Raw genomic sequence first — 21,593 nt, 5'->3', positions numbered from 1 at the left:
TGCCTCTTTTGTCAGTTTATTACAAAATGGTCACGTTTCCGTGTTTCATTCAGCCAGCTTTCCCGCAGGCGGTCAATGCTGCGGCATGCCGCAGCTCACATTTTGTAATTTAGTTACTTAAGCAGAAGCGACTCACCAGGCGTTGCAGCACCGCTACCGTGGGTTGGACGAAAGACAGGTCCAGGTATTCGTCGGGCTGGTGGGCCTGGGCGATATGGCCGGGGCCGAGCACTATGGTCTGGCAGCCCAGCTGATTGATAAAGGGGGCTTCGGTGCAGTAGTTCACCGCTTCCGCCGGGTGGCCGGTCAGTTCGGCGGCGGCGCGCACCAGCTCGGCGTCTGGATCGGTGCCGTAGGGCGGAATGGGCTCGTGCAGGTGGGTCAACTCCAGGGCATCGGGGTATTGCTCCTTGATCGGGGCCAGGGCATGGTGTAGCAGGCCGAGCAGTTCGTCGGGGCCCACGCCGGGAATGGGACGCATGTCAAAGTGCAGCTCGCAGCAGGCGCAGATGCGGTTGGGGCTGTCGCCGCCGTGAATATGGCCCAGGTTGAGGGTGGGCTGGGGCACCTTGAAATGGGGGTTGGCGTATTTTTCTTTCAGCTGGCGCTGCAGGTCCAGCAGCCGGCCCATCACCTGATTCATGATCTCCAGGGCGTTGACGCCGTTGGCGGGATCCGAACTGTGGCCGCTTTTGCCGGTGACGCGAATGGCTTCCGACATATGGCCCTTGTGCATCATCACCGGCACCAGGCCGGTAGGCTCGCCGATCACCGCGTAGTCGGGCTTGATCGCCATGGCGCTGGCAATGGCACGGGCGCCGGCCATGGTGGTTTCCTCATCGGCGGTGGCGAGAATGCGAATGGGCTTGTCGAGCTTGCTTAGGTCCATGTCTTTCAGCGCTTCCACAATAAAGGCAAAGAAGCCCTTCATGTCGATGGTGCCCAGGCCATAGATGCGGTTGCCTTCTTCGGTAAGCTTGAAGGGGTCCTTGTTCCAGCGGCCCGGATCAAAGGGCACGGTGTCGGTGTGGCCGGCCAGCAGCAGGCCGCCATCGCCCTGGCCTTTGGTGGCCAGCAGGTTGAATTTGCCCGGCAGGTCGGGCAGCTCGGTGATTTCCACCTCAAAGCCGAGCTGGCTGAACCAGTCACCCAGCAGGCGAATCACCTGCTCGTTGCTCTGATCCCAGCTGCTGTCGGTGCTGCTGATGGAAGGCAGCGCGATGATGTCTCGGTACATGTCCAGCAGGTTGAATGATGCCATGGGGCCTCCGTCAAAGTTCATTCAAATTTAAATTCAACACAATTGCATAAATATGTTTTTGTTGCTAGTCTGCCGTTCAGTCAATATTCGGTAACCGGTGGTGATTTTTGGCCCTGCATCCTGCTTGCCCGCCAAAGGGCGATGATGGCGCCACACCGTTTTGCCTCAGGGTGACACAGGCCCTGCTAACACGCTAGGCTGACGCCTGCATATTTATAACGAGCTGAATCGAGATTACGGACGCGACCATGTTGAAAGCTGCAATCATAGGTGCCAGTGGTTACACCGGCGCCGAGCTGGCCGGACTGATCCACGGCCATCCCCACCTGGAACTGGCCGGACTCTATGTGTCCGAGGGCAGTCAGGATGCCCACAAGCCCTTTGCCAGCCTGCACCCGCGCTGGCGTGGCGTGATCGATTTGCCGCTGCTGCCGCTGGATGACGAAGCCCTGAGCCGCATTCATACTGAAGCCGATCTGGTGCTGCTGGCCACCGCCCACGAAGTGAGCCACGATCTGGCCCCGGGCTTTCTGGCCAAGGGCCTGCCGGTATTTGACCTGTCCGGTGCCTTTCGCGTGCCCGGTGAGGGCTTTTACGACAAGTTCTACGGTTTTGCCCACCAGCATACCGACTGGCTGGCCAATGCCGCCTACGGTCTGGCGGAATGGAACCAGGACGCCATTCGGGCCGCCAGCCTGATCGCCGTGCCCGGTTGCTACCCCACCGCTTCCCTGAGTGCGCTCAAGCCGCTGGAGCAGGCCGGGCTGATTGCCGACGGCAACCGCCCCATCATCAGCGCCGTGTCCGGCGTCAGCGGTGCCGGCCGTAAGGCCAGTATGGCCAACAGTTTTTGTGAAGTCAGCCTCAAGCCCTACGGCGTGTTCAACCACCGCCATCAGCCCGAGATCAGCCATCATCTGGGCACCCAGGTGGTGTTCCAGCCGCATCTGGGCAACTTTATTCGCGGCATTCTGGCTACCGTCTATGTGCAGCTGAAGGACGACGTTACCGACGAACAGATTGCCGCCGCCTACCACCAGGCCTACGACGGCCAGCGCATTGTGCGGCTGGCGGGGCAGTGGCCCCAGATCAACGACGTGGCGGGAACGCCCTTCTGCGATCTGCACTGGAGCCGGGACGGCAACCAGCTGATCGTGGTATCGGCCATCGACAATCTGCTGAAGGGCGCCGCCAGTCAGGCCATTCAGTGCATCAACATTCATCAGGGATTCTCGCCGCTGGCGGGTCTGGTCAAGGAGTAACAACGCATGTCTGAGCAACAACCGCTGGTGGTTAAACTGGGTGGCACCCTGCTGGAAAGCGACAAGGCGCTGGAAGCGCTGTTTTCCACCCTGAAAGCCTTTGTGAACGAATCCAACCGCCAACTGGTGCTGGTGCACGGTGGTGGCGTGCTGGTGGACAATCAGCTCAAGGCCATGGGCCTGACCTCCACCAAGAAAAACGGCCTGCGGGTGACCCCCTTTGAGCAGATTCCGGTGATCGCCGGCGCCCTGGCCGGCACCGCCAACAAGCTGCTGCTGGCCCAGGCCATTGCCCACGAGATTCCGTCCGTGGGCCTGTGCCTGGCCGACGGCGGCCTGTGCCGGGTCAGTCAGCTGGATCCCGAGCTGGGTGCGGTGGGCCAGATTGAAGGTGGCGACGCCACCCTGGTGACCAGCCTGCTAAGCGGCGGTTTCCTGCCCATCGTCAGCTCCATCGGCATTACCTTTGATGGCAAGCTGATGAACGTCAATGCCGATCAGGCCGCCACCGCCATTGCCGAAATTCTCGATGCCGAGCTGGTAATGCTGTCTGACGTCAGCGGCATTCTCGACGGCAAGGGTCAGCGTATTGCCCACCTGACCGAGGCCGATGCCTTTGAACTGATGGACAAGAACATCATCAAGGACGGCATGGCGGTCAAGGTCAAGGCGGCGCTCAAGGCTACCAAGACCCTGGGCCGGCCGGTGGCCGTGGGCAGCTGGCGTTACCCGGAGCAGCTGCTGTCGTTGCTGGCCGGTGAGTCCGAGCACGGCACCCGTATTTCTCATTAAGGAAGCCCCATGCAGCATTTACTGAGCCTGAAGGACTACAGCAAGGAGCAGATCGAGCAGATCCTCGAGCTGGCCAAAGACGTCAAGGCCAATCCGACCAAGTACGCCGAGGCCCTCAAGGGCAAGAGCGTGGTGACCCTGTTTGAGAAGCCGTCGTTGCGTACTCGGGTGACCTTTGACATCGGCGTGAACAAGCTGGGCGGCCATGCCGTGTACCTGGACAGCCAGAATGGCGCCATGGGCAAGCGGGAAACCGTGCAGGACTTCGCCGCCAACCTGTCGCGCTGGTGCGACGCCATCGTGGCCAGGGTCTACGACCACCAGACCCTGGTGGAGATGACCGAGCACGCCTCCGTGCCGGTGATCAACTCCCTGTGCAACCTCTATCACCCGTGTCAGGCGCTGGCGGACTTTCTGACCATCTCCGAGCACTTTGATGATCTGAGCCAGGTGCACCTGGCCTATGTGGGTGACGGCAACAATGTGACCCACTCGCTGCTGCTGTGCGGCGCCATTCTGGGCACCACCGTCACCGCGGTGAGCCCCCGTGGCCACAACGTGGACGCGCAGATCCTGAAGGAAGCCGAGGCTCTGGCCGCCGTCAGCGGCGCCAAAATTCGAGTGACCGACAGCCTGGACGATATTGACGGGGTGGACGTGATCTATACAGACACCTGGGTCTCCATGGGTGATAATACGCCGCTGGAGCAGGTGAAGGAGATCTACATGCCTTACCAGATCAACCAGGCCCTGCTCGACAAAACCGGAGCAAAAAAGGTGCTGCATTGCCAGCCCGCCCACAGGGAGTGGGAAATCACTTCCGAGGTCATGGATGGCCCAGCCTCCCTGATCCTCGACCAAGCCGAAAACCGCATGCACGCCCAGAACGCCGTGCTGCTGACATTGATGAAGGGATAATTGTTAATGAGCCAATTCAAAAAGATCGTGCTGGCCTATTCCGGCGGCCTGGATACCTCCGCCATCATTCCGTGGCTGAAGGAAAACTACGAAGGATGTGAAGTGGTGGCGTTCGTGGCCGATGTGGGTCAGGGCGCGGAAGATCTGGAAGGCGTGGAAGAAAAGGCCATCGCTTCCGGTGCGTCCAAGTGCATCGTGGCCGATCTGAAAGACGAATTTGTCAGCGACTACGTTTACCCCACCCTGACCACCGGCGCCATCTACGAAGGCACCTACCTGCTGGGTACCTCCATGGCCCGTCCGGTGATCGCCAAGGCCATGGTGGAAGTGGCCCTGGCCGAAGGCGCCGACGCCATCTCCCATGGCTGTACCGGCAAGGGTAACGACCAGGTACGCTTTGAAGGCGCCGTGGCCGCCCTGGCCCCGCAGCTGGCCGTGATCGCCCCGTGGCGGATCTGGGATATGCGCAGCCGTGAAGACCTGCTCGACTACCTGGCCGAGCGCAACATCAAGACCACCGCCAGCGCCACCAAGATCTATTCCCGTGACGCCAACGCTTGGCACATCTCCACCGAAGGTGGCGAGCTGGAAAGCACCTGGAACGAGCCGTCCGAACAGGCCTGGACCTGGACCGTGTCGCCCGAGCAGGCTCCGGACAAGGCCGAAACCGTGTCGCTGACCGTAGAAAAGGGCCGCATCGTGGCCGTGGACGGCAACGCCATGACCCCGTATCAGGTGCTGACCCACCTGAACGAGCGCGCCGCCAAGCATGGCGTGGGCCGGGTGGATATCGTGGAAAACCGTCTGGTGGGCATGAAGTCCCGCGGTTGCTATGAAACTCCCGGTGGCACCGTGATGATGGCTGCCCTGCGCGCCATTGAAGAGCTGGTGCTGGACAAGCCGACCCGCGCCTGGCGCGAAAAGGTGGGCGCCGAGTTTTCCCACCTGGTGTACGACGGCCGCTGGTTCACCCAGCTGTGCAAGGGCCTGCTGGCCTCTGCCGAAGCCATTGCCGAAGACGTATCCGGTGAAGTGGTACTGAAGATGTACAAGGGCCAGGTGACCGCTATTCAGAAGCAGTCTCCCAACAGCCTGTACTCCGAAGAGTTCGCCACCTTTGGCGCGGACGAGGTGTACGATCAGAGCCATGCCGAAGGCTTTATCCGTCTTTACTCTCTGGCCAGCCGCATCAAGGCGCTGAAAGACCAGCAGAAGTGATGGAATAAAAAAGGGGGCCCTTTGGCCCCTTTTTTATCCAGCTTTAAGCTATAAGCTGTCAGCTGTAAGAAAAAACACGATATATTCACCATTTTTACAGCCATGCCGTACCGGCGGGCGGAAGACATTATCTTCCAGCCACTCGGGCTGCTGATAGCTTACAGCTTAAGGCTGATAGCTATGTTTTAGATAGGAGTAACAGAATTATGGCACTTTGGGGTGGACGTTTTACTCAGGCCGCGGATACCCGCTTTAAGCAGTTCAACGACTCGCTGCGGTTCGATTACCGGCTGGCTGAGCAGGACATTGTGGGCTCGGTAGCCTGGTCCCGTGCCCTGGCCAAGGTGGGCGTGTTGACTGCCGAGGAGCAGCAGCGGCTGGAACAGGCGCTGAACGAACTGAAAGCGCGGGTGGTGGCCGATCCGGAGCAGATCCTGAAATCCGACGCGGAAGACATTCACTCCTGGGTGGAAGGGGAGCTGATTGCCGCCGTGGGTGATCTGGGCAAGAAGCTGCACACCGGCCGCAGCCGCAACGATCAGGTCGCCACCGATCTCAAGCTGTGGTGCAAGGCCCAGGTACCGCTGCTGCTGGAAAAAATCGATGCCCTGCAAAACCAGCTGGTGACCGTGGCCCGGGAGCAGCAGGGCACCGTGCTGCCCGGTTACACCCATCTGCAGCGCGCCCAGCCGGTGACCTTCTCGCACTGGTGCCTGGCCTATGTGGAAATGCTGGAGCGGGATTACAGCCGTCTGCAGGACGCCGCTGCCCGCCTGAACACCTGTCCGCTGGGCTCCGGCGCCTTGGCCGGCACCGGCTTTCCGGTAGACCGCTTTGAACTGGCGACGTCCCTCGGCTTTGACGGCCCCACCCGCAACAGCCTGGACTCGGTCTCCGATCGGGATCACGTGCTGGAGCTGATCAACTGCGCCGTCAACTCCATGATGCACCTGTCCCGCTTTGCCGAAGATCTGATCTTTTACAACTCCGGTGAGGCCGGCTTCCTCGAGCTGTCCGACGCCGTGACCTCCGGCTCTTCCCTGATGCCCCAGAAGAAAAACCCGGATGCGCTGGAGCTGATCCGCGGCAAGACCGGCCGGGTGTTCGGCGCCTACGCCGGCATGATGATGACCCTGAAGGCCCTGCCGCTGGCTTACAACAAGGACATGCAGGAAGACAAGGAAGGTCTGTTCGACGCCCTCGACACCTGGTACGACTGCCTGGAAATGTCCGAGATGGTGCTGCACGATCTCAAGGTCAACGAAGACAAGACTCGGGAAGCGGCCCAGGGCGGCTACTCCAACGCCACCGAAATGGCCGACTACCTGGTGTCCAAGGGCATTCCGTTCCGGGAAGCCCACCACATTGTGGGTGCCATAGTAGTGCACGCCATCGGCAAGAAACTGCCGATGGAAGAGCTGCCGTTGGAAGACTTCAAACAGTTTAGCGACGTGATTGAAGACGACGTCTACCCGCGCCTGACTCTGGAGTCCAGCCTGGCCAGCCGCTGTGCCCTGGGTGGCGTGGCCCCGGAGCAGGTGGAAGTGGCCCTGACCAACGCCGAGCAGCACCTTCAGGCTCGCCGGTAAGCTTCATTATCACGACATGCACCAAAGAGCCCGTAAGGGCTCTTTTTGGATCTTTATTTCCCACTCCTGCCGCTCCACTCCTCTCGCTTGTCACTGGTTAAAAAATAACAGAGCAGACTTGCAACACGGCACCATTACCGTATAATGCCGCTCGCTTGGTTAACTTTACCAAGTAGCCGAAAGGCTTCGGTCAGGTAGCTCCTGACCCATTACAGGCCCCCGATATGGTGGGCACCGTTGTTAAATCGCACCCCCTCTTTATTTAAAAGAGCAGGCGGTGTTGATTTTATGTTCTTTATCCAATTGGAGCTCTGGTAATGCAGAACCAAAGAATTCGTATCCGCCTGAAGGCGTTCGATCATCGCCTGATCGACCAGTCTACTGCGGAGATCGTAGAAACTGCCAAGCGCACCGGCGCCCAGGTTCGCGGTCCCATCCCGCTGCCGACTCGCAAAGAGCGCTACACCGTACTGGTATCTCCACACGTGAACAAAGATGCACGTGATCAGTACGAAATTCGTACTCACAAGCGTCTGGTCGACATCGTTGAGCCCACCGACAAAACTGTCGATGCGCTGATGCGTCTGGATCTGGCTGCTGGCGTAGACGTCCAGATCAGCCTGGGCTAATAACGGAAAGAGGTTTTATCAATGGCAATCGGTCTAGTAGGTCGTAAGCTGGGTATGACCCGTGTCTTCACCGAAGACGGCGTGTCCATCCCGGTCACCGTTATCGAAGTAGATGCCAACCGTGTTACCCAGGTGAAAACACTGGAACAGGATGGCTATGCTGCCATCCAGGTGACCGCTGGCACCAAGAAAGCTAACCGCATCACCAAGCCGGAAGCTGGCCACTTCGCCAAAGCCGGTGTTGAAGCGGGTCGCGGTCTGTGGGAATTCCGCCTGGGTGAAGGCGAAGGCGACAGCATCGAAGTTGGTGCCGAGCTGAAAGTCGACATCTTTGCTGATGTCAAGAAAGTAGACGTTACCGGTACTTCCAAGGGTAAAGGTTTCGCTGGTGCTGTTAAGCGCTGGAACTTCCGCACTCAGGACATGACTCACGGCAACTCTCTGTCTCACCGTGCTCCGGGTTCTATTGGTCAGAACCAGACTCCGGGTCGCGTGTTCAAGGGCAAGAAAATGGCCGGTCACATGGGTGCTGAGCGGGTAACCACTCAGAACCTGGAAGTGGTTCGCGTTGATGTTGATCGTAACCTGCTGCTCATCAAAGGTGCAGTCCCGGGTGCGACTAACGGCAACGTCATCGTTAAACCTGCCGTTAAAGCGTAACGTCTGAGGAGATAGTAATGGAATTGGTAATGAAAGACGCGCAAGGCGCTCTTGAAGTTTCCGAAACTACCTTCGGGCGTGAGTTCAACGAAGCTCTGGTGCATCAGGTTGTTGTGGCCTATGCCGCCGGTGCTCGTCAAGGTACTCGTGCTCAGAAGACCCGTTCCGAAGTGTCCGGCGGCGGCAAGAAGCCGTGGCGCCAGAAGGGCACCGGCCGGGCCCGTGCCGGTACCATCCGCTCTCCGATTTGGCGTTCCGGTGGTGTGACTTTTGCAGCCAAGCCGCAAGATCACAGCCAGAAGGTCAACAAGAAGATGTACCGTGGTGCCATCAAGAGCATCCTGTCTGAACTGGTACGTCAAGAGCGTCTGATCGTGGTAGAGAAGTTCGGTGTGGAAGCGCCGAAGACCAAAGAACTGGTTGCCAAGCTGAAGCAGTGGGATCTGAACGACGTTCTGATCATCACCGGCGAAGTGGACGAGAACCTGTTCCTGGCCGCCCGCAACCTGTACAAGGTTGACGTGCGTGACGTGGCCGGTATCGACCCGGTTTCTCTGATCGCGTTCGACAAGGTACTGGTAACTGCCGACGCAGTTAAGCAAATCGAGGAGATGCTGGCATGATCCGTGAAGAGCGTATTCTGAAAGTTCTGAAGGCGCCGCATATCTCTGAAAAAAGCACCATGGTTGCCGAGAAGACCAACACCATCGTGTTCAAGGTCGCCAAGGATGCTACCAAAGCCGAAGTTAAGGCTGCGGTCGAGAAGCTGTTCGAAGTTGAAGTTAAAGATGTTCGCACTCTGCTGGTAAAGGGTAAAACCAAGCGTACCGGCATGCGTGTTGGCCAGCGTTCCGATTGGAAAAAGGCCTACGTGACCCTGAAAGAAGGTCAGGACATCGACTTCATCGGCGGTGCCGAGTAAGAGAGGAGTAATTCAAAATGGCAATCGTAAAATGTAAGCCTACTTCTCCGGGTCGCCGTCATGTCGTCAAGATCAGCAACCCGGAACTGTACAAAGGCAAGCCGTTTGCAGCCCTGCTGGACAAAAAGTCCAAGTCTGGTGGCCGCAACAACAACGGTCGCATCACCACCCGTCACATCGGTGGTGGTCACAAGCAGCACTACCGTATCATCGACTTCAAGCGCAACAAGGACGGTATTCCGGCCAAGGTTGAGCGTCTTGAGTATGATCCGAACCGCTCTGCCAACATCGCTCTGGTGCTGTACGCAGACGGTGAGCGTCGTTACATCCTGGCCCCGAAAGGCGTTCAGGCTGGCGATCAGCTGTTCTCCGGTGACGCTGCTCCGATCAAGGCCGGCAACTGCCTGCCGATGCGCAACATTCCCGTGGGCTCTACCGTTCACGCGATTGAAATGAAGCCTGGCAAAGGCGCGCAGATCGCCCGTTCCGCCGGTACTTACGCCCAGATCCTGGCTCGCGAAGGCAACTACGTGACCCTGCGTCTGCGCTCTGGTGAAGTGCGCAAGGTGCTGGCCGAATGCCGTGCCACCCTGGGTGAAGTTGGCAACGCTGAGCACATGCTGCGTCAGCTGGGTAAAGCCGGTGCACAGCGCTGGCGTGGTGTTCGCCCGACCGTACGTGGTGTGGCGATGAACCCGGTAGACCACCCGCACGGTGGTGGTGAAGGTCGTACCTCTGGTGGCCGTCACCCGGTTACCCCCTGGGGTAAACCGACCAAGGGCGCCAAGACCCGTAAAAACAAGCGTACCGACAAGTTCGTGGTACGTCACCGTAACAAGTAATAGTTTTTTAGAGGTATCACCATGCCACGTTCTCTCAAGAAAGGTCCGTTTATCGACCTGCACTTGCTGAAGAAGGTAGAGAAAGCGGTGGAAAGCGGGGATAAAAAGCCAATTAAAACCTGGTCCCGTCGTTCAATGATCATTCCGAACATGATCGGTTTGACCATCGCTGTCCATAATGGTCGTCAGCACGTACCTGTCTACGTTTCCGATGAAATGATCGGTCACAAGCTGGGTGAATTTGCACCGACTCGTACTTATCGCGGCCATGTCGCTGATAAGAAGGCCAAGAAGCGTTAAGGGGTAAAAGATGGAAGCTATAGCTAAACACCGCTTTGCTCGTACTTCTGCCCAGAAGGCGCGCCTGGTAGCCGATCAAGTTCGCGGCTTGTCCGTAGACAAGGCACTGAATGTCCTGGCGTTCAGCCCCAAAAAGGCTGCCGTTCTGGTCAAGAAGGTACTGGAATCTGCCATTGCTAATGCCGAGCACAACGAAGGTGCGGATATCGATGAGCTGAAGGTGACCAAGATCTTCGTTGACGAAGGTCCCACCATGAAGCGTATTCGTCCTCGTGCCAAGGGCCGCGCGGACCGTATCATGAAGCGTACCAGCCACATCACTGTGGTTGTGTCCGACCGCTAAGAGGCTAGGAGATAAGCAATGGGCCAGAAAGTACACCCGAATGGTATTCGCTTAGGTATCACCAAGCCTTTTAATTCGACCTGGTTTGCGAATACCAAGGACTTCGCTGACAACCTGCACAGCGATTTTCAGGTACGTCAGTTCCTCAACAAGGAACTGAAGAACGCCTCCGTTTCTCGCGTCGTTATCGAGCGTCCGGCCAAGAGCATCCGTGTGACCATTCACACCGCTCGTCCCGGCGTGGTTATCGGCAAGAAAGGCGAAGACGTTGAAAAACTGCGCAAGCACGTCGCCAAACTGGCTGGCGTACCTGCTCAGATCAACATTTCCGAAGTGCGTAAGCCTGAGCTCGACGGTCAGCTGGTTGCCGATTCCATCGCGTCCCAGCTGGAGCGTCGCGTAATGTTCCGTCGTGCCATGAAACGCGCGGTTCAGAACGCCATGCGCATTGGCGCCAAGGGCATCAAGGTAGAAGTGAGCGGTCGTCTGGGCGGCGCTGAAATCGCGCGTACCGAATGGTACCGTGAAGGTCGTGTGCCTCTGCACACCCTGCGTGCCGACATCGATTACGCAACTTCTGAAGCATCTACCACTTACGGCATCATTGGCGTGAAGGTTTGGATCTTCAAGGGTGAGGTACTGGGCGGCCTGCAGGCCGTTGCTCAAGAGCCTCAAGCCCCGTCCAAGCCCAAGCGCAAAGGCCGCGGTAAGTAAGGAGACTCGGATATGTTGCAACCAAAACGTACGAAATTCCGTAAAGTCCACAAAGGCCGTAACCGCGGTGTGGCGACCTCAGGTAACCAGGTATCCTTTGGTTCCTTTGGTCTGAAAGCGACCACTCGTGGACGTATCACTGCTCGCCAGATCGAAGCAGCGCGTCGTGCCATGACTCGTCACGTCAAGCGTCAGGGCAAGATCTGGATCCGTATCTTCCCGGACAAGCCGATTACCGAGAAGCCCCTGGAAGTACGTATGGGTAAAGGTAAGGGTAACGTGGAGTACTGGGTAGCACAGATCCAGCCGGGTCGTGTTCTGTACGAAATGGATGGCGTACCGGAAGCGCTGGCTCGTGAAGCCTTCGCCCTGGCTGCTGCCAAACTGCCCGTAAGAACCACTTTTGTAACTCGGACGGTGATGTGATGAAAGCACAAGATCTGCGTGAGAAGAGTGTTGAAGAGCTGAACCAGGAGCTGCTGAACCTGCTGCGTGAACAGTTCAACCTGCGCATGCAAGCGAGCACTGGCCAGCTGGCTCAGACTCACAACCTCAAAACGGTACGTCGCGACATCGCGCGTGTTAAGACTGTTCTGAATGAAAAGGCAGGTGCCTAAGATGAGCGAACAAACCATTCGTACTCTGCAGGGCCGTGTAGTCAGCGACAAGATGGACAAGTCCATCACTGTGGCTATCAACCGCTTCGTGAAGCACCCGATCTACGGGAAGTACATCAAGCGTACTACCAAACTGCACGTTCATGATGAGAACAACGAGTGCAAGGCCGGCGACGTCGTGACCATTCGCGAATGCCGTCCTCTGTCCAAGACCAAGTCCTGGACCCTGGTAAAAATCATTGAGCGTCCGGTCAAGGCCTAACGTTCTCTGATATACTAACCCGGTCAAACGGCCCAGCGATGGGCCGTTTGTTTTTTACGCTACCTTTTCGGGATTGGCAGTGCTATAATGCCGCGCCTTCTTTGGCAGCCAACATGCCCTGAAAGGGGTTTTAACGTAGTAATTTTAGCGGAGCACTAACATGATCCAAATGCAAAGTATGCTGGACGTGGCCGACAACTCCGGCGCGCGCAGCGTAATGTGTATTAAGGTCCTGGGTGGTTCGCACCGCCGTTACGCCGGCATCGGCGACATCATCAAAGTTACCGTTAAGGAAGCAATTCCGCGCGGTAAGGTTAAAAAAGGTGATGTAATGAACGCGGTGGTCGTACGCACCCGTAAAGGCGTTCGTCGTCCGGACGGCTCTGTCATCCGTTTCGACCGTAATGCGGCCGTGATTCTTAACAACAATCACCAGCCGATCGGTACTCGTATTTTTGGCCCGGTGACTCGTGAGCTTCGTTCTGAGAAGTTCATGAAGATTGTTTCACTGGCACCTGAAGTACTGTAAGGAGTCAAACGATGGCAGCTAAAATCCGTCGCGATGACGAAGTCATCATTCTTACCGGCAAGGACAAGGGCAAGCGTGGCACTGTCACCCAGGTCCTGACCGAGGAAGGTAAGGTTCTCGTCTCTGGTATCAACATGGTCAAGAAGCACCAGAAGCCCGTGCCCCAACTGGGTCAGGCTGGCGGCATCATCGACCAGGAAGCACCGATTGACGTATCTAACGTAGCGCTGTTCAACTCTGCCTCTGGCAAGGCTGACCGCGTAGGTTTCCGGATTGAAGACGGCAAAAAAGTCCGTTTCTTCAAATCCACCGGCGAACTTGTGAAGTAATTGGAGTAATACGATGGCGAAACTGCATGATTACTACAACGAAACTGTAGTAAATGAACTGAAAAGCCAGTTCGGGTACAAGTCTATCATGCAAGTCCCTCGGATTGAGAAAATCACCCTGAACATGGGTGTGGGTGAAGCCCTGGCTGATAAAAAGATCCTGGATAATGCTGCTGCCGATCTGGCCGCCATTTCCGGTCAAAAGCCGCTGGTCACCAAAGCTCGTAAATCCGTTGCTGGCTTCAAAATCCGTGAAGGCTACCCCATTGGTTGTAAAGTAACTCTGCGCGGCGAGCGTATGTGGGAGTTCCTGGAGCGTCTGATTTGCATCTCTATCCCCCGGATCCGTGACTTCCGTGGCCTGAACCCTAAGTCGTTCGATGGTCGTGGTAACTACTCCATGGGCGTGCGTGAGCAAATCATCTTCCCTGAAATCGATTATGACAAGGTAGATCGTGTACGTGGTCTGGATATCACCATCACTACCACTGCCCAGTCAGACGAAGAAGGTCGTGCTCTGCTGGCTGCCTTTGACTTCCCATTCCGTAAGTAAGGTGTAGGGTTATGGCAAAACAATCAATGAAAGCTCGCGAAGTCAAGCGCGCAAAGCTGGTTGCCAAATATGCAACCAAGCGTCAGGCACTGAAAGACATCATTTCCGACGTCAAGACTTCTGATGAAGACCGTTGGGACGCAGTGCTCAAGCTGCAGCAACTGCCCCGTGACGCAAGCCCCTCTCGTCAGCGTAACCGCTGCAACATCACCGGTCGTCCGCACGGTTTCCTGCGGAAGTTCGGTTTGAGCCGCATCAAGGTGCGCGAACTGATGATGAAGGGTGAAATTCCGGGCCTGAAGAAGGCTTCTTGGTAAGCGAACACGGGAGTAATACACAATGAGCATGCAAGATCCGATCGCGGATATGCTGACCCGCATCCGCAACGGTCAGGCAGCCAACAAAGTTGCTGTCTCCATGCCTTCCTCCAAGGTCAAGGTAGCGATTGCCAAGGTCCTGAAAGAAGAAGGTTATATCACTGACTACGCTGTCTCTGCTGACGCCAAGGCCGAACTGGAAGTTACTCTGAAGTATTTCCAGGGCACCCCCGTGGTTGAACTGCTGCAGCGTGTAAGCCGCCCCGGTCTGCGCATCTACAAGAAGCGCGACGAACTGCCGAAGGTTATGGCCGGCATGGGTGTGGCCATCGTTTCCACGTCTCAAGGTGTGATGACCGACCGTGCCGCGCGTAAAGCCGGTATGGGTGGTGAGATCATCTGCTACGTTGCTTAAGGAGTAGATATGTCTCGCGTTGCTAAGGCACCTATCGAAATTCCTGCCGGCGTAGAAGTGACGTTGAACGGTCAGGAAATCACCATCAAGGGTGGCAAGGGTACGCTGAACCGTACCATCAATGCCGCCGTTGAAATCAGCCAGAACGACAACCAGTTGACCTTTGCCCCCCGTGAAAACGTGGAAGGCGCCAATGCCCAGGCCGGTACCGCCCGTGCCCTGGTCAACAACATGGTTATCGGTGTTACCCAAGGCTTCGAACGCAAGCTGCAGCTGGTTGGTGTGGGTTATCGTGCTCAGATGAAAGGCAATGCTATTGCCCTGTCTCTGGGTTTCTCTCATCCGGTTGAGCATGCGCTGCCTGAAGGCGTATCCGCTGAGTGTCCTTCCCAGACTGAGATCGTTCTCCAGTCTGCCGACAAGCAGCTGATCGGCCAGGTTGCTGCCAACATTCGTGCGTACCGCAAGCCGGAGCCCTACAAGGGCAAGGGTGTTCGCTACTTTGGCGAGCAGGTTCGCAGCAAAGAGGCTAAGAAGAAGTAAGGTAACACTATGGACAAAAAAGCAGCTCGTATCCGTCGTGCTACCAAAGCACGCAAAAAGATGCTGGAACTGGGTGCTACTCGCCTGGTGGTTCACCGTACTCCGCGCCACATCTATGCCCAGGTTATTGCACCGAACAGCACCGCTGTTCTGGCTTCCGCGTCTACCGTCGAGAAGTCTGTTCGCGAACAGGTGAAATCAACTGGTAACATCGATGCCGCCGCGCTGATCGGTAAAATCATCGCTGAGCGCGCGCTCGAGAAAGGTGTTAAAGAGGTCGCTTTTGACCGTTCCGGTTTCCAATATCACGGTCGTGTAGCCGCCCTGGCTGCTGCTGCCCGTGAAGCTGGTCTTCAGTTCTAAGGGTGGAGTCGAAAATGGCAAAAATCGAAGCTCAAGCCGGTGAACTGCAAGAGAAGCTCATTGCAGTAAACCGTGTATCAAAAGTTGTAAAAGGTGGTCGTATCTTCTCCTTCACCGCTCTGACTGTGGTAGGTGACGGTAACGGTCGCGTTGGTTTTGGTTACGGCAAGGCCCGTGAAGTACCCGCCGCCATTCAAAAGGCGATGGAACAGGCTCGTCGCAACATGCACACCGTTGGCCTGAACAACGGCACCCTGTTCCACCCGGTTAAGGGTCGTCACTCTGGCTCCAACGTGTACATGCAGCCTGCTTCCGAAGGTACCGGTATCATTGCCGGTGGTGCTATGCGCGCCGTTCTGGAAGTGGCCGGCGTGCACAACGTACTGGCCAAGACCTACGGTTCCACCAACCCGAACAACGTAGTTCGCGCTACCATCGACGCTCTGGCTCATATGAAGTCGCCCGAGCAGGTCGCTGCCAAGCGTGGTCTGAGCGTTGACGAAATTCTGGGGTAATGCGCCATGGCTAACAAGACTGTTAAAGTAACTCAGACTCGTAGCTCCATCGGTCGTCTGCCTAAGCACAAGGCAACGCTGCGTGGCCTCGGTCTGCGTCGCATTGGTCACACCGTTGAGCTGGAAGACACAGCTTGCGTACGCGGTATGATCAACAAGGTTTACTACATGGTTAAGGTAGAGGAGTAATCGCATGCGTTTGAATACTCTGTCTCCTGCCGCCGGCTCCAAGCCTTCCGCCAAGCGCGTGGGTCGTGGTATCGGTTCCGGTCTGGGCAAGACCGGCGGCCGCGGCCACAAGGGTCAAAAGTCCCGTTCCGGTGGTAAGGTTCGCAACGGTTTTGAAGGCGGTCAGATGCCGCTGAAACAGCGTCTGCCGAAGTTTGGTTTTACTTCGCGCAAGGCCCTGGTCAGCGCTGAAGTCCGTCTGAGCGAACTGGCGAAAGTTGAAGGCGACGTGGTGGATCTGAACACCCTGAAACAGGCTGGCGTTCTGACCAAGAACATCCAGTTTGCCAAGGTTGTACTGTCCGGTACCATTGACCGTCAAGTGACTGTGGTTGGTCTGGGTGTCACCAAAGGTGCCCGTGCTGCCATCGAAGCCGCCGGCGGTAAAATCGAGGAATAATAAGTACTATGGCCAAGAAACCAGGATTAGAAGCTAAAAACGCACAGGGCGGGCTGAGTGAACTGAAAAGCCGTCTGCTTTTCGTTCTGATCGCGATTGTCGTGTTCCGCGCCGGCTCCTACGTGCCTATTCCTGGTATTGACGCCGCCGTACTTGCCGACTTGTTCCAGCAACAACAGGGTACCATCATTGAAATGTTCAACATGTTCAGTGGTGGCGCCCTGGAACGAGCGTCCATACTGGCGCTGGGGATAATGCCGTATATTTCTGCGTCCATTATCATTCAGCTGCTGACTGTGGTTCACCCTCCCTTGGCCGAGCTCAAGAAGGAAGGTGAAGCGGGTCGCCGCAAAATCAGTCAGTACACTCGGTATGGCACGCTGGTTCTGGGCACCATTCAGGCCATCGGTATTGCCACCGGTCTGCCGAACATGATGCCGGGCTTGGTGATTAATCCAGGTCTTGCTTTCTACTTTACGGCAGTGGTGAGTCTGGTCACCGGCACCATGTTTCTCATGTGGCTGGGTGAGCAGATTACCGAAAGAGGCATTGGTAATGGTATCTCGTTGATTATTTTCACGGGTATTGTTGCCGGCCTGCCTTCGGCCATCGGTGCCACGGCAGAGCAGGCGCGTCAGGGGGAATTGCACATTCTGTTGCTGTTGCTGCTGGCCGTGATCGTGTTTGCTGTGACTTACTTCGTGGTATTTGTTGAACGTGGCCAGCGCCGCATTGTGGTGAACTATGCCAAACGTCAACAAGGCCGCCAGGTGTTCGCGGCACAGAGTACACACCTGCCCCTGAAAGTGAACATGGCGGGGGTTATTCCAGCGATTTTTGCATCCAGCATTATTCTTTTCCCGGGCACCGTGGCCTCTTGGTTCGGTCAGGGCGAAGGGTGGTTTGCCAACCTGCTGCAGGAGCTGTCGCTCACGCTGCAACCCGGCCAGCCGCTGTACGTAATGTTGTATGCCGCTGCCATCATCTTCTTCTGTTTCTTCTATACCGCGCTGGTGTTCAATCCGCGCGAGACGGCAGACAACCTGAAGAAGAGCGGTGCCTTCATTCCGGGTATTCGCCCGGGTGAACAGACAGCGCGCTACATTGATAAAGTAATGACTCGCCTGACCCTGGTCGGTGCTCTGTACATTACCTTTATCTGTCTGGTTCCACAGTTCCTGATGACAGCCTGGAACGTCCAGTTTTACTTTGGCGGAACCTCGCTGTTAATTATTGTGGTCGTCATCATGGATTTCATGGCTCAGGTGCAAACCCACATGATGTCTCATCAGTATGGCGATGTCCTGAGAAAAGCGAACCTGAAGGGCTACAACCGTTAAGGTTCGGTTATTTACGGAGTTAAGCAATGAAAGTCCGTGCTTCCGTTAAGGCTATTTGCCGTAACTGCAAGATCATCAAGCGTCACGGTGTGATTCGCGTGATCTGCACCTCTGACCCCAAGCACAAGCAGCGTCAGGGTTAAGGCTAAAAAAGTTACGGTTTAGCTTGAAAATTGAAGGCAGGCTGGCTAAAGTAGCCAGCCACCTTCGTTAGGTGAAAAGTTCAGCCATTACGTATCCTCGACGGGCTTTGTAATGGCTTTTTATTCGTTAATATGTAGGAGTGCATAGTGGCCCGTATCGCTGGCATTAACATTCCTGACCATAAACATGCCGTCATCGCTTTGACCGCTATTTATGGCGTCGGTCGTACCCGCTCCAAGGCCATCTGCGCCGCAGCCGGTATCGCCGAGAATGTGAAAATTAAAGAATTGGATGAAGCTCAGGTAGAATCTCTGCGTGAGCAAGTGGCCAAGTTCACCGTTGAAGGTGACCTGCGTCGCGAAGTTTCCATGAACATCAAGCGTCTGATGGACCTGGGTTGTTACCGTGGCCTGCGTCATCGTCGCAGCCTCCCCGTTCGCGGTCAGCGCACCAAGACCAATGCTCGTACGCGCAAAGGTCCTCGTAAACCGATCAAGAAATAACGGGAAGGTAGAACATGGCTAAAACTCCGGCTCGTAGCGCTCGCAAGCGCGTCAAAAAGCAGGTGAGCGATGGTATCGCCCACGTTCATGCTTCTTTCAACAACACCATCGTAACCATCACCGACCGTCAGGGTAATGCTCTGTCTTGGGCAACTGCCGGTGGTTCAGGTTTCCGTGGTTCCCGCAAGTCCACCCCGTTCGCAGCCCAGGTTGCTGCCGAGCGTGCCGGTGAAATTGCCAAGGAATACGGCGTTAAGAACCTGGAAGTAATGGTTAAAGGTCCGGGTCCGGGCCGCGAGTCATCCATCCGTGCGTTGAATGCTGCGGGTTTCCGCATCACCAACATCACCGATGTGACTCCCATCCCGCACAACGGTTGTCGTCCTCCCAAGAAGCGCCGCGTATAACGCTTCTTGTAGGATAGTTGGAGAAAGAACATGGCAAGATATCTGGGTCCCAAGCTCAAACTGAGCCGTCGCGAGGGCACTGACCTCTTCCTGAAGTCAGGTGTTCGCGCGATCGATTCAAAATGTAAAATTGATACCGCACCCGGTCAGCACGGCGCTCGCAAGCCCCGTCTGTCCGACTACGGTGTACAGCTGCGTGAAAAGCAAAAAGTTCGTCGTATCTATGGCGTTCTGGAAAAGCAATTCCGCAACTACTACAAAGAAGCTGCGCGCCTGAAAGGCAACACTGGTGAGAACCTGCTGCAGCTGCTGGAAGGTCGTCTGGACAACGTTGTGTACCGCATGGGCTTTGGCGCCACCCGCGCCGAGTCTCGCCAGCTGGTGAGCCACAAGGCCATCATGGTAAACGGTCAGGTTGTTAACATTCCTTCCTTCCAAGTTTCTCCCGAAGACGTAGTCAGCGTTCGCGAGAAGGCCAAGAAGCAAGCCCGGATCAAAGCTTCCCTGGAGCTGTCCGGTCAACGTGAAAAGCCGACTTGGGTAGAAGTTGACGCTACCAACATGCAAGGCACTTACAAGCGCCTGCCTGAGCGTAGCGACCTGTCTGCCGAGATTAACGAACAGCTGATCGTCGAGCTTTACTCCAAGTAAAGCTAGCTTCTAAGAGAGGACACAATGCAGGGTTCTGTAACAGATTTTCTTAAGCCGCGTCTGGTTGATATTGAACAGATCAGCCAGACTCATGCCAAAGTGACTCTCGAGCCGCTGGAGCGTGGCTTTGGTCATACATTGGGTAATGCGCTGCGTCGTATTCTGCTTTCTTCCATGCCAGGCTGTGCCATCACCGAAGTTGAACTCGACGGTGTGCTGCACGAGTACAGCAGCAAGGAAGGTGTCCAGGAAGATATTCTGGAAATCCTGCTCAACCTCAAAGAGGTTGCCATCAAGCTGGAAGGCAAGGACGAGGTTACCCTGTCACTGACCAAAACTGGTGCAGGTCCCGTAACTGCAGGCGACATCACTCATGGTGATGACGTCGAGATCGTTAACCCAGAGCACGTCATCTGTCATCTGACCGGGGACGACGCCGACATCAGCATGCGTCTGAAAGTACAGCGCGGCCGTGGCTATGTTCCTGCCGCCGCCCGCGCTCACACCGAAGACGACGAGCGTCCGATTGGCCGCCTGCTGCTGGATGCGGCCTACAGCCCCGTGGTTCGTATCGCCTACAATGTAGAGGCGGCCCGTGTTGAACAGCGTACCGACCTGGACAAGCTGGTTATCGACATGGAAACCAACGGCACCCTGGATCCGGAAGAAGCCATCCGCCGCGCAGCCACCATTATGGCTGAGCAGCTGGAAGCCTTCGTGGACCTGCGTGACGTCAGCGAGCCGGAAGAGAAAGAAGACAAACCTGAGTTCGATCCTATCCTGCTGCGTCCTGTCGACGATCTGGAACTGACAGTTCGTTCCGCGAACTGTCTGAAGGCAGAAGCGATCCATTACATTGGTGATCTGGTACAGCGTACCGAGGTGGAGCTGCTGAAGACTCCCAACCTGGGTAAAAAATCTCTTACCGAGATTAAAGACGTGTTGGCGTCTCGTGGTTTGTCTCTGGGCATGCGCCTGGAGAACTGGCCGCCTGCCAGCATCGCTGATGAATAAACCGGATCACGGGTTTTACCGATTTAGTTAGGAAGGATTAGGTCATGCGCCATCGTAAGAGTGGTCGTCAACTGAACCGGAACAGCAGCCACCGTCAGGCCATGTTCCGCAACATGGCCAGCTCCTTGGTTCGTCATGAAGTTATCAAGACGACTCTGCCCAAGGCAAAAGAGCTGCGTCGTGTGGTTGAACCTCTGATCACACTGGCCAAGAGCGACAGCGTTGCTAACCGTCGCCTGGCATTTGCCCGCACTCGCGACAGCGAAGTGGTTGGCAAACTGTTCAACGAACTGGGACCTCGCTACCAGGAGCGTCCGGGTGGTTACACCCGCATCCTGAAGTGTGGTTTCCGCGCTGGTGACAACGCCCCTATGGCTTACATTGAGCTGGTAGGTCGCGATGTTGACGCGCAAGAAGCAGCCGCTTCTGAAGAGTAAGCAATAAAAGCCGGGTTCGCCCGGCTTTTTCTTTTTATACCTTTTGCCAGACCGCTTACGTTAAGCTACCGTTTCCTTACTCCTTACTCCTTACTCCTTACTCCTTACTCCTTACTCCTTACTCCTTACTCCTTACTCCTTACTCCTTACTCCTTACTCCTTACTCCTTACTCCTTACTCCTTACTCCTGGTTTTACCCTGGCCTTATGGATTTTTGGTGCAGGGGAGGGGGCTATCCTCTGTTGTAGAAGTAACCAAATAGCATTTTTAAGCCCCTGTCTGTGTATAACTCTGTGGTTAATATGTGCTTTTGCTGGGTTGTTGAGCTGTTGGTGCGAAAGGGCGAGTTTTTTACAAAAAAGCCCTTGCGCAAAATCGGCGGCTCCCTATAATGCGCCCTCACTGACACGGCGGAACACGCCGACGGTCACAAGGGTTGAAACAACACGAAACAAAGTTTGATTCAACGCTTGACGAACACCAAGGATTGCGTAGAATACGCAGCCCTGACCCGCTGAAGGGTCAACGCTCTTTAACAATTTATCAAGCAAACTGTGTGGGCACTCGCAGGATGTT

General features: G+C 56.2%; 35 protein-coding genes. 33 read left to right on the top strand and 2 right to left on the bottom strand.

What is annotated here, in order from left to right; genetic code table 11:
- Positions 1–109: 109 nt before the first annotated feature.
- Positions 110–1,261: an acetylornithine deacetylase gene (gene argE, locus B6S08_RS12315; RefSeq protein ID WP_094201107.1), complete on the bottom strand. Its 1,152-nt coding sequence runs from the start codon at positions 1,259–1,261 to the stop codon at positions 110–112.
- 248 nt (positions 1,262–1,509) lie between these two features.
- Here argE and argC point away from each other — a divergent pair, with 248 nt between their 5' ends.
- From argC to rplQ, 33 genes are all read left to right on the top strand, one after another.
- Entirely contained in the window at positions 1,510–2,523 is a 1,014-nt protein-coding gene (gene argC, locus B6S08_RS12310) for an N-acetyl-gamma-glutamyl-phosphate reductase (RefSeq protein ID WP_094201106.1), read from the top strand.
- A 6-nt stretch (positions 2,524–2,529) separates the two neighbouring features.
- Positions 2,530–3,315, top strand: a complete 786-nt coding sequence (gene argB / locus B6S08_RS12305; protein WP_094201105.1) for an acetylglutamate kinase — start codon at positions 2,530–2,532, stop codon at positions 3,313–3,315.
- Positions 3,316–3,324: 9 nt separating this feature from the next.
- Positions 3,325–4,233 (top strand): ornithine carbamoyltransferase, encoded by a 909-nt coding sequence (locus B6S08_RS12300; RefSeq protein WP_094201104.1) that lies wholly within the window; start codon positions 3,325–3,327, stop codon positions 4,231–4,233.
- A gap of 6 nt (positions 4,234–4,239) precedes the next feature.
- Positions 4,240–5,451, top strand: coding sequence for an argininosuccinate synthase (locus tag B6S08_RS12295; protein WP_094201103.1), 1,212 nt, complete (start codon positions 4,240–4,242; stop codon positions 5,449–5,451).
- Between the two features lie 206 nt (positions 5,452–5,657).
- Entirely contained in the window at positions 5,658–7,040 is a 1,383-nt protein-coding gene (gene argH / locus B6S08_RS12290) for an argininosuccinate lyase (protein WP_094201102.1), read from the top strand.
- A gap of 317 nt (positions 7,041–7,357) precedes the next feature.
- Positions 7,358–7,669: a 30S ribosomal protein S10 gene (rpsJ, locus tag B6S08_RS12285; protein WP_014290685.1), complete on the top strand. Its 312-nt coding sequence runs from the start codon at positions 7,358–7,360 to the stop codon at positions 7,667–7,669.
- Between the two features lie 21 nt (positions 7,670–7,690).
- Positions 7,691–8,329 (top strand): 50S ribosomal protein L3, encoded by a 639-nt coding sequence (gene rplC, locus B6S08_RS12280; RefSeq protein WP_014290684.1) that lies wholly within the window; start codon positions 7,691–7,693, stop codon positions 8,327–8,329.
- Between the two features lie 17 nt (positions 8,330–8,346).
- Positions 8,347–8,952, top strand: coding sequence for a 50S ribosomal protein L4 (rplD, locus tag B6S08_RS12275; protein WP_094201101.1), 606 nt, complete (start codon positions 8,347–8,349; stop codon positions 8,950–8,952).
- Positions 8,949–9,251, top strand: coding sequence for a 50S ribosomal protein L23 (rplW, locus tag B6S08_RS12270; RefSeq protein WP_014290682.1), 303 nt, complete (start codon positions 8,949–8,951; stop codon positions 9,249–9,251). The genes rplD and rplW overlap by 4 nt, the downstream gene beginning before the upstream one ends.
- 17 nt (positions 9,252–9,268) lie before the next feature.
- Positions 9,269–10,093: a 50S ribosomal protein L2 gene (gene rplB, locus B6S08_RS12265; protein ID WP_094201100.1), complete on the top strand. Its 825-nt coding sequence runs from the start codon at positions 9,269–9,271 to the stop codon at positions 10,091–10,093.
- Positions 10,094–10,114: 21 nt separating this feature from the next.
- On the top strand, positions 10,115–10,393 hold the full coding sequence (gene rpsS, locus B6S08_RS12260) for a 30S ribosomal protein S19 (RefSeq protein WP_014290680.1): 279 nt from the start codon (positions 10,115–10,117) through the stop codon (positions 10,391–10,393).
- 10 nt (positions 10,394–10,403) lie between these two features.
- Positions 10,404–10,736 (top strand): 50S ribosomal protein L22, encoded by a 333-nt coding sequence (gene rplV, locus B6S08_RS12255; RefSeq protein ID WP_014290679.1) that lies wholly within the window; start codon positions 10,404–10,406, stop codon positions 10,734–10,736.
- A gap of 18 nt (positions 10,737–10,754) precedes the next feature.
- Positions 10,755–11,450: a 30S ribosomal protein S3 gene (gene rpsC / locus B6S08_RS12250; RefSeq protein ID WP_014290678.1), complete on the top strand. Its 696-nt coding sequence runs from the start codon at positions 10,755–10,757 to the stop codon at positions 11,448–11,450.
- A gap of 12 nt (positions 11,451–11,462) precedes the next feature.
- On the top strand, positions 11,463–11,876 hold the full coding sequence (gene rplP, locus B6S08_RS12245; protein WP_014290677.1) for a 50S ribosomal protein L16: 414 nt from the start codon (positions 11,463–11,465) through the stop codon (positions 11,874–11,876).
- Positions 11,876–12,067, top strand: coding sequence for a 50S ribosomal protein L29 (gene rpmC, locus B6S08_RS12240; RefSeq protein ID WP_094201099.1), 192 nt, complete (start codon positions 11,876–11,878; stop codon positions 12,065–12,067). The genes rplP and rpmC overlap by 1 nt, the downstream gene beginning before the upstream one ends.
- 1 nt (position 12,068) lies before the next feature.
- The gene (gene rpsQ / locus B6S08_RS12235; RefSeq protein ID WP_019935859.1) at positions 12,069–12,329 is read left to right on the top strand and encodes a 30S ribosomal protein S17; all 261 of its coding nucleotides are present in this window, start codon (positions 12,069–12,071) and stop codon (positions 12,327–12,329) included.
- A gap of 160 nt (positions 12,330–12,489) precedes the next feature.
- Positions 12,490–12,858, top strand: a complete 369-nt coding sequence (gene rplN / locus B6S08_RS12230; RefSeq protein WP_014290674.1) for a 50S ribosomal protein L14 — start codon at positions 12,490–12,492, stop codon at positions 12,856–12,858.
- 11 nt (positions 12,859–12,869) lie between these two features.
- Positions 12,870–13,187, top strand: a complete 318-nt coding sequence (gene rplX / locus B6S08_RS12225; protein WP_094201098.1) for a 50S ribosomal protein L24 — start codon at positions 12,870–12,872, stop codon at positions 13,185–13,187.
- Positions 13,188–13,200: 13 nt separating this feature from the next.
- Entirely contained in the window at positions 13,201–13,740 is a 540-nt protein-coding gene (gene rplE / locus B6S08_RS12220; RefSeq protein WP_094201097.1) for a 50S ribosomal protein L5, read from the top strand.
- Between the two features lie 11 nt (positions 13,741–13,751).
- Positions 13,752–14,057, top strand: a complete 306-nt coding sequence (rpsN, locus tag B6S08_RS12215) for a 30S ribosomal protein S14 (protein WP_094201096.1) — start codon at positions 13,752–13,754, stop codon at positions 14,055–14,057.
- Positions 14,058–14,079: 22 nt separating this feature from the next.
- Entirely contained in the window at positions 14,080–14,472 is a 393-nt protein-coding gene (gene rpsH / locus B6S08_RS12210) for a 30S ribosomal protein S8 (protein WP_094201095.1), read from the top strand.
- A gap of 9 nt (positions 14,473–14,481) precedes the next feature.
- On the top strand, positions 14,482–15,015 hold the full coding sequence (gene rplF / locus B6S08_RS12205) for a 50S ribosomal protein L6 (RefSeq protein ID WP_094201094.1): 534 nt from the start codon (positions 14,482–14,484) through the stop codon (positions 15,013–15,015).
- A gap of 9 nt (positions 15,016–15,024) precedes the next feature.
- Positions 15,025–15,378, top strand: coding sequence for a 50S ribosomal protein L18 (gene rplR / locus B6S08_RS12200; protein WP_094201093.1), 354 nt, complete (start codon positions 15,025–15,027; stop codon positions 15,376–15,378).
- 14 nt (positions 15,379–15,392) lie between these two features.
- Positions 15,393–15,893 (top strand): 30S ribosomal protein S5, encoded by a 501-nt coding sequence (gene rpsE / locus B6S08_RS12195; protein WP_094201092.1) that lies wholly within the window; start codon positions 15,393–15,395, stop codon positions 15,891–15,893.
- 6 nt (positions 15,894–15,899) lie between these two features.
- A complete protein-coding gene (gene rpmD / locus B6S08_RS12190) occupies positions 15,900–16,082 on the top strand; it encodes a 50S ribosomal protein L30 (RefSeq protein WP_094201091.1) in 183 nt (60 codons plus the stop codon).
- A 4-nt stretch (positions 16,083–16,086) separates the two neighbouring features.
- Positions 16,087–16,521: a 50S ribosomal protein L15 gene (gene rplO / locus B6S08_RS12185; RefSeq protein ID WP_094201090.1), complete on the top strand. Its 435-nt coding sequence runs from the start codon at positions 16,087–16,089 to the stop codon at positions 16,519–16,521.
- Positions 16,522–16,529: 8 nt separating this feature from the next.
- Positions 16,530–17,861: a preprotein translocase subunit SecY gene (gene secY, locus B6S08_RS12180; RefSeq protein ID WP_014290664.1), complete on the top strand. Its 1,332-nt coding sequence runs from the start codon at positions 16,530–16,532 to the stop codon at positions 17,859–17,861.
- A 26-nt stretch (positions 17,862–17,887) separates the two neighbouring features.
- Positions 17,888–18,004 carry a 50S ribosomal protein L36 gene (gene rpmJ, locus B6S08_RS12175; RefSeq protein ID WP_014290663.1) on the top strand — a complete coding sequence of 39 codons (117 nt, stop codon included), beginning with the start codon at positions 17,888–17,890 and terminating at the stop codon, positions 18,002–18,004.
- A 147-nt stretch (positions 18,005–18,151) separates the two neighbouring features.
- The gene (gene rpsM / locus B6S08_RS12170; RefSeq protein WP_014290662.1) at positions 18,152–18,508 is read left to right on the top strand and encodes a 30S ribosomal protein S13; all 357 of its coding nucleotides are present in this window, start codon (positions 18,152–18,154) and stop codon (positions 18,506–18,508) included.
- A 14-nt stretch (positions 18,509–18,522) separates the two neighbouring features.
- Positions 18,523–18,915 (top strand): 30S ribosomal protein S11, encoded by a 393-nt coding sequence (gene rpsK / locus B6S08_RS12165; RefSeq protein WP_014290661.1) that lies wholly within the window; start codon positions 18,523–18,525, stop codon positions 18,913–18,915.
- Positions 18,916–18,945: 30 nt separating this feature from the next.
- Complete coding sequence (gene rpsD, locus B6S08_RS12160) at positions 18,946–19,566, top strand: 30S ribosomal protein S4 (protein ID WP_094201089.1); 621 nt, start codon at positions 18,946–18,948, stop codon at positions 19,564–19,566.
- Between the two features lie 24 nt (positions 19,567–19,590).
- On the top strand, positions 19,591–20,580 hold the full coding sequence (locus B6S08_RS12155; protein ID WP_094201088.1) for a DNA-directed RNA polymerase subunit alpha: 990 nt from the start codon (positions 19,591–19,593) through the stop codon (positions 20,578–20,580).
- A 44-nt stretch (positions 20,581–20,624) separates the two neighbouring features.
- Positions 20,625–21,017 carry a 50S ribosomal protein L17 gene (gene rplQ / locus B6S08_RS12150; protein ID WP_094201087.1) on the top strand — a complete coding sequence of 131 codons (393 nt, stop codon included), beginning with the start codon at positions 20,625–20,627 and terminating at the stop codon, positions 21,015–21,017.
- 386 nt (positions 21,018–21,403) lie between these two features.
- On the opposite strand, the gene B6S08_RS18485 is transcribed toward rplQ, so the two are convergent.
- Positions 21,404–21,593: hypothetical protein (locus tag B6S08_RS18485; RefSeq protein ID WP_211284221.1), on the bottom strand; the 190-nt coding region annotated here is incomplete at its 5' end.

The organism is Oceanimonas doudoroffii, assembly GCF_002242685.1.
Taxonomy (GTDB): domain Bacteria; phylum Pseudomonadota; class Gammaproteobacteria; order Enterobacterales; family Aeromonadaceae; genus Oceanimonas; species Oceanimonas doudoroffii.
This window is presented reverse-complemented; position numbering and strand designations above follow the sequence as displayed.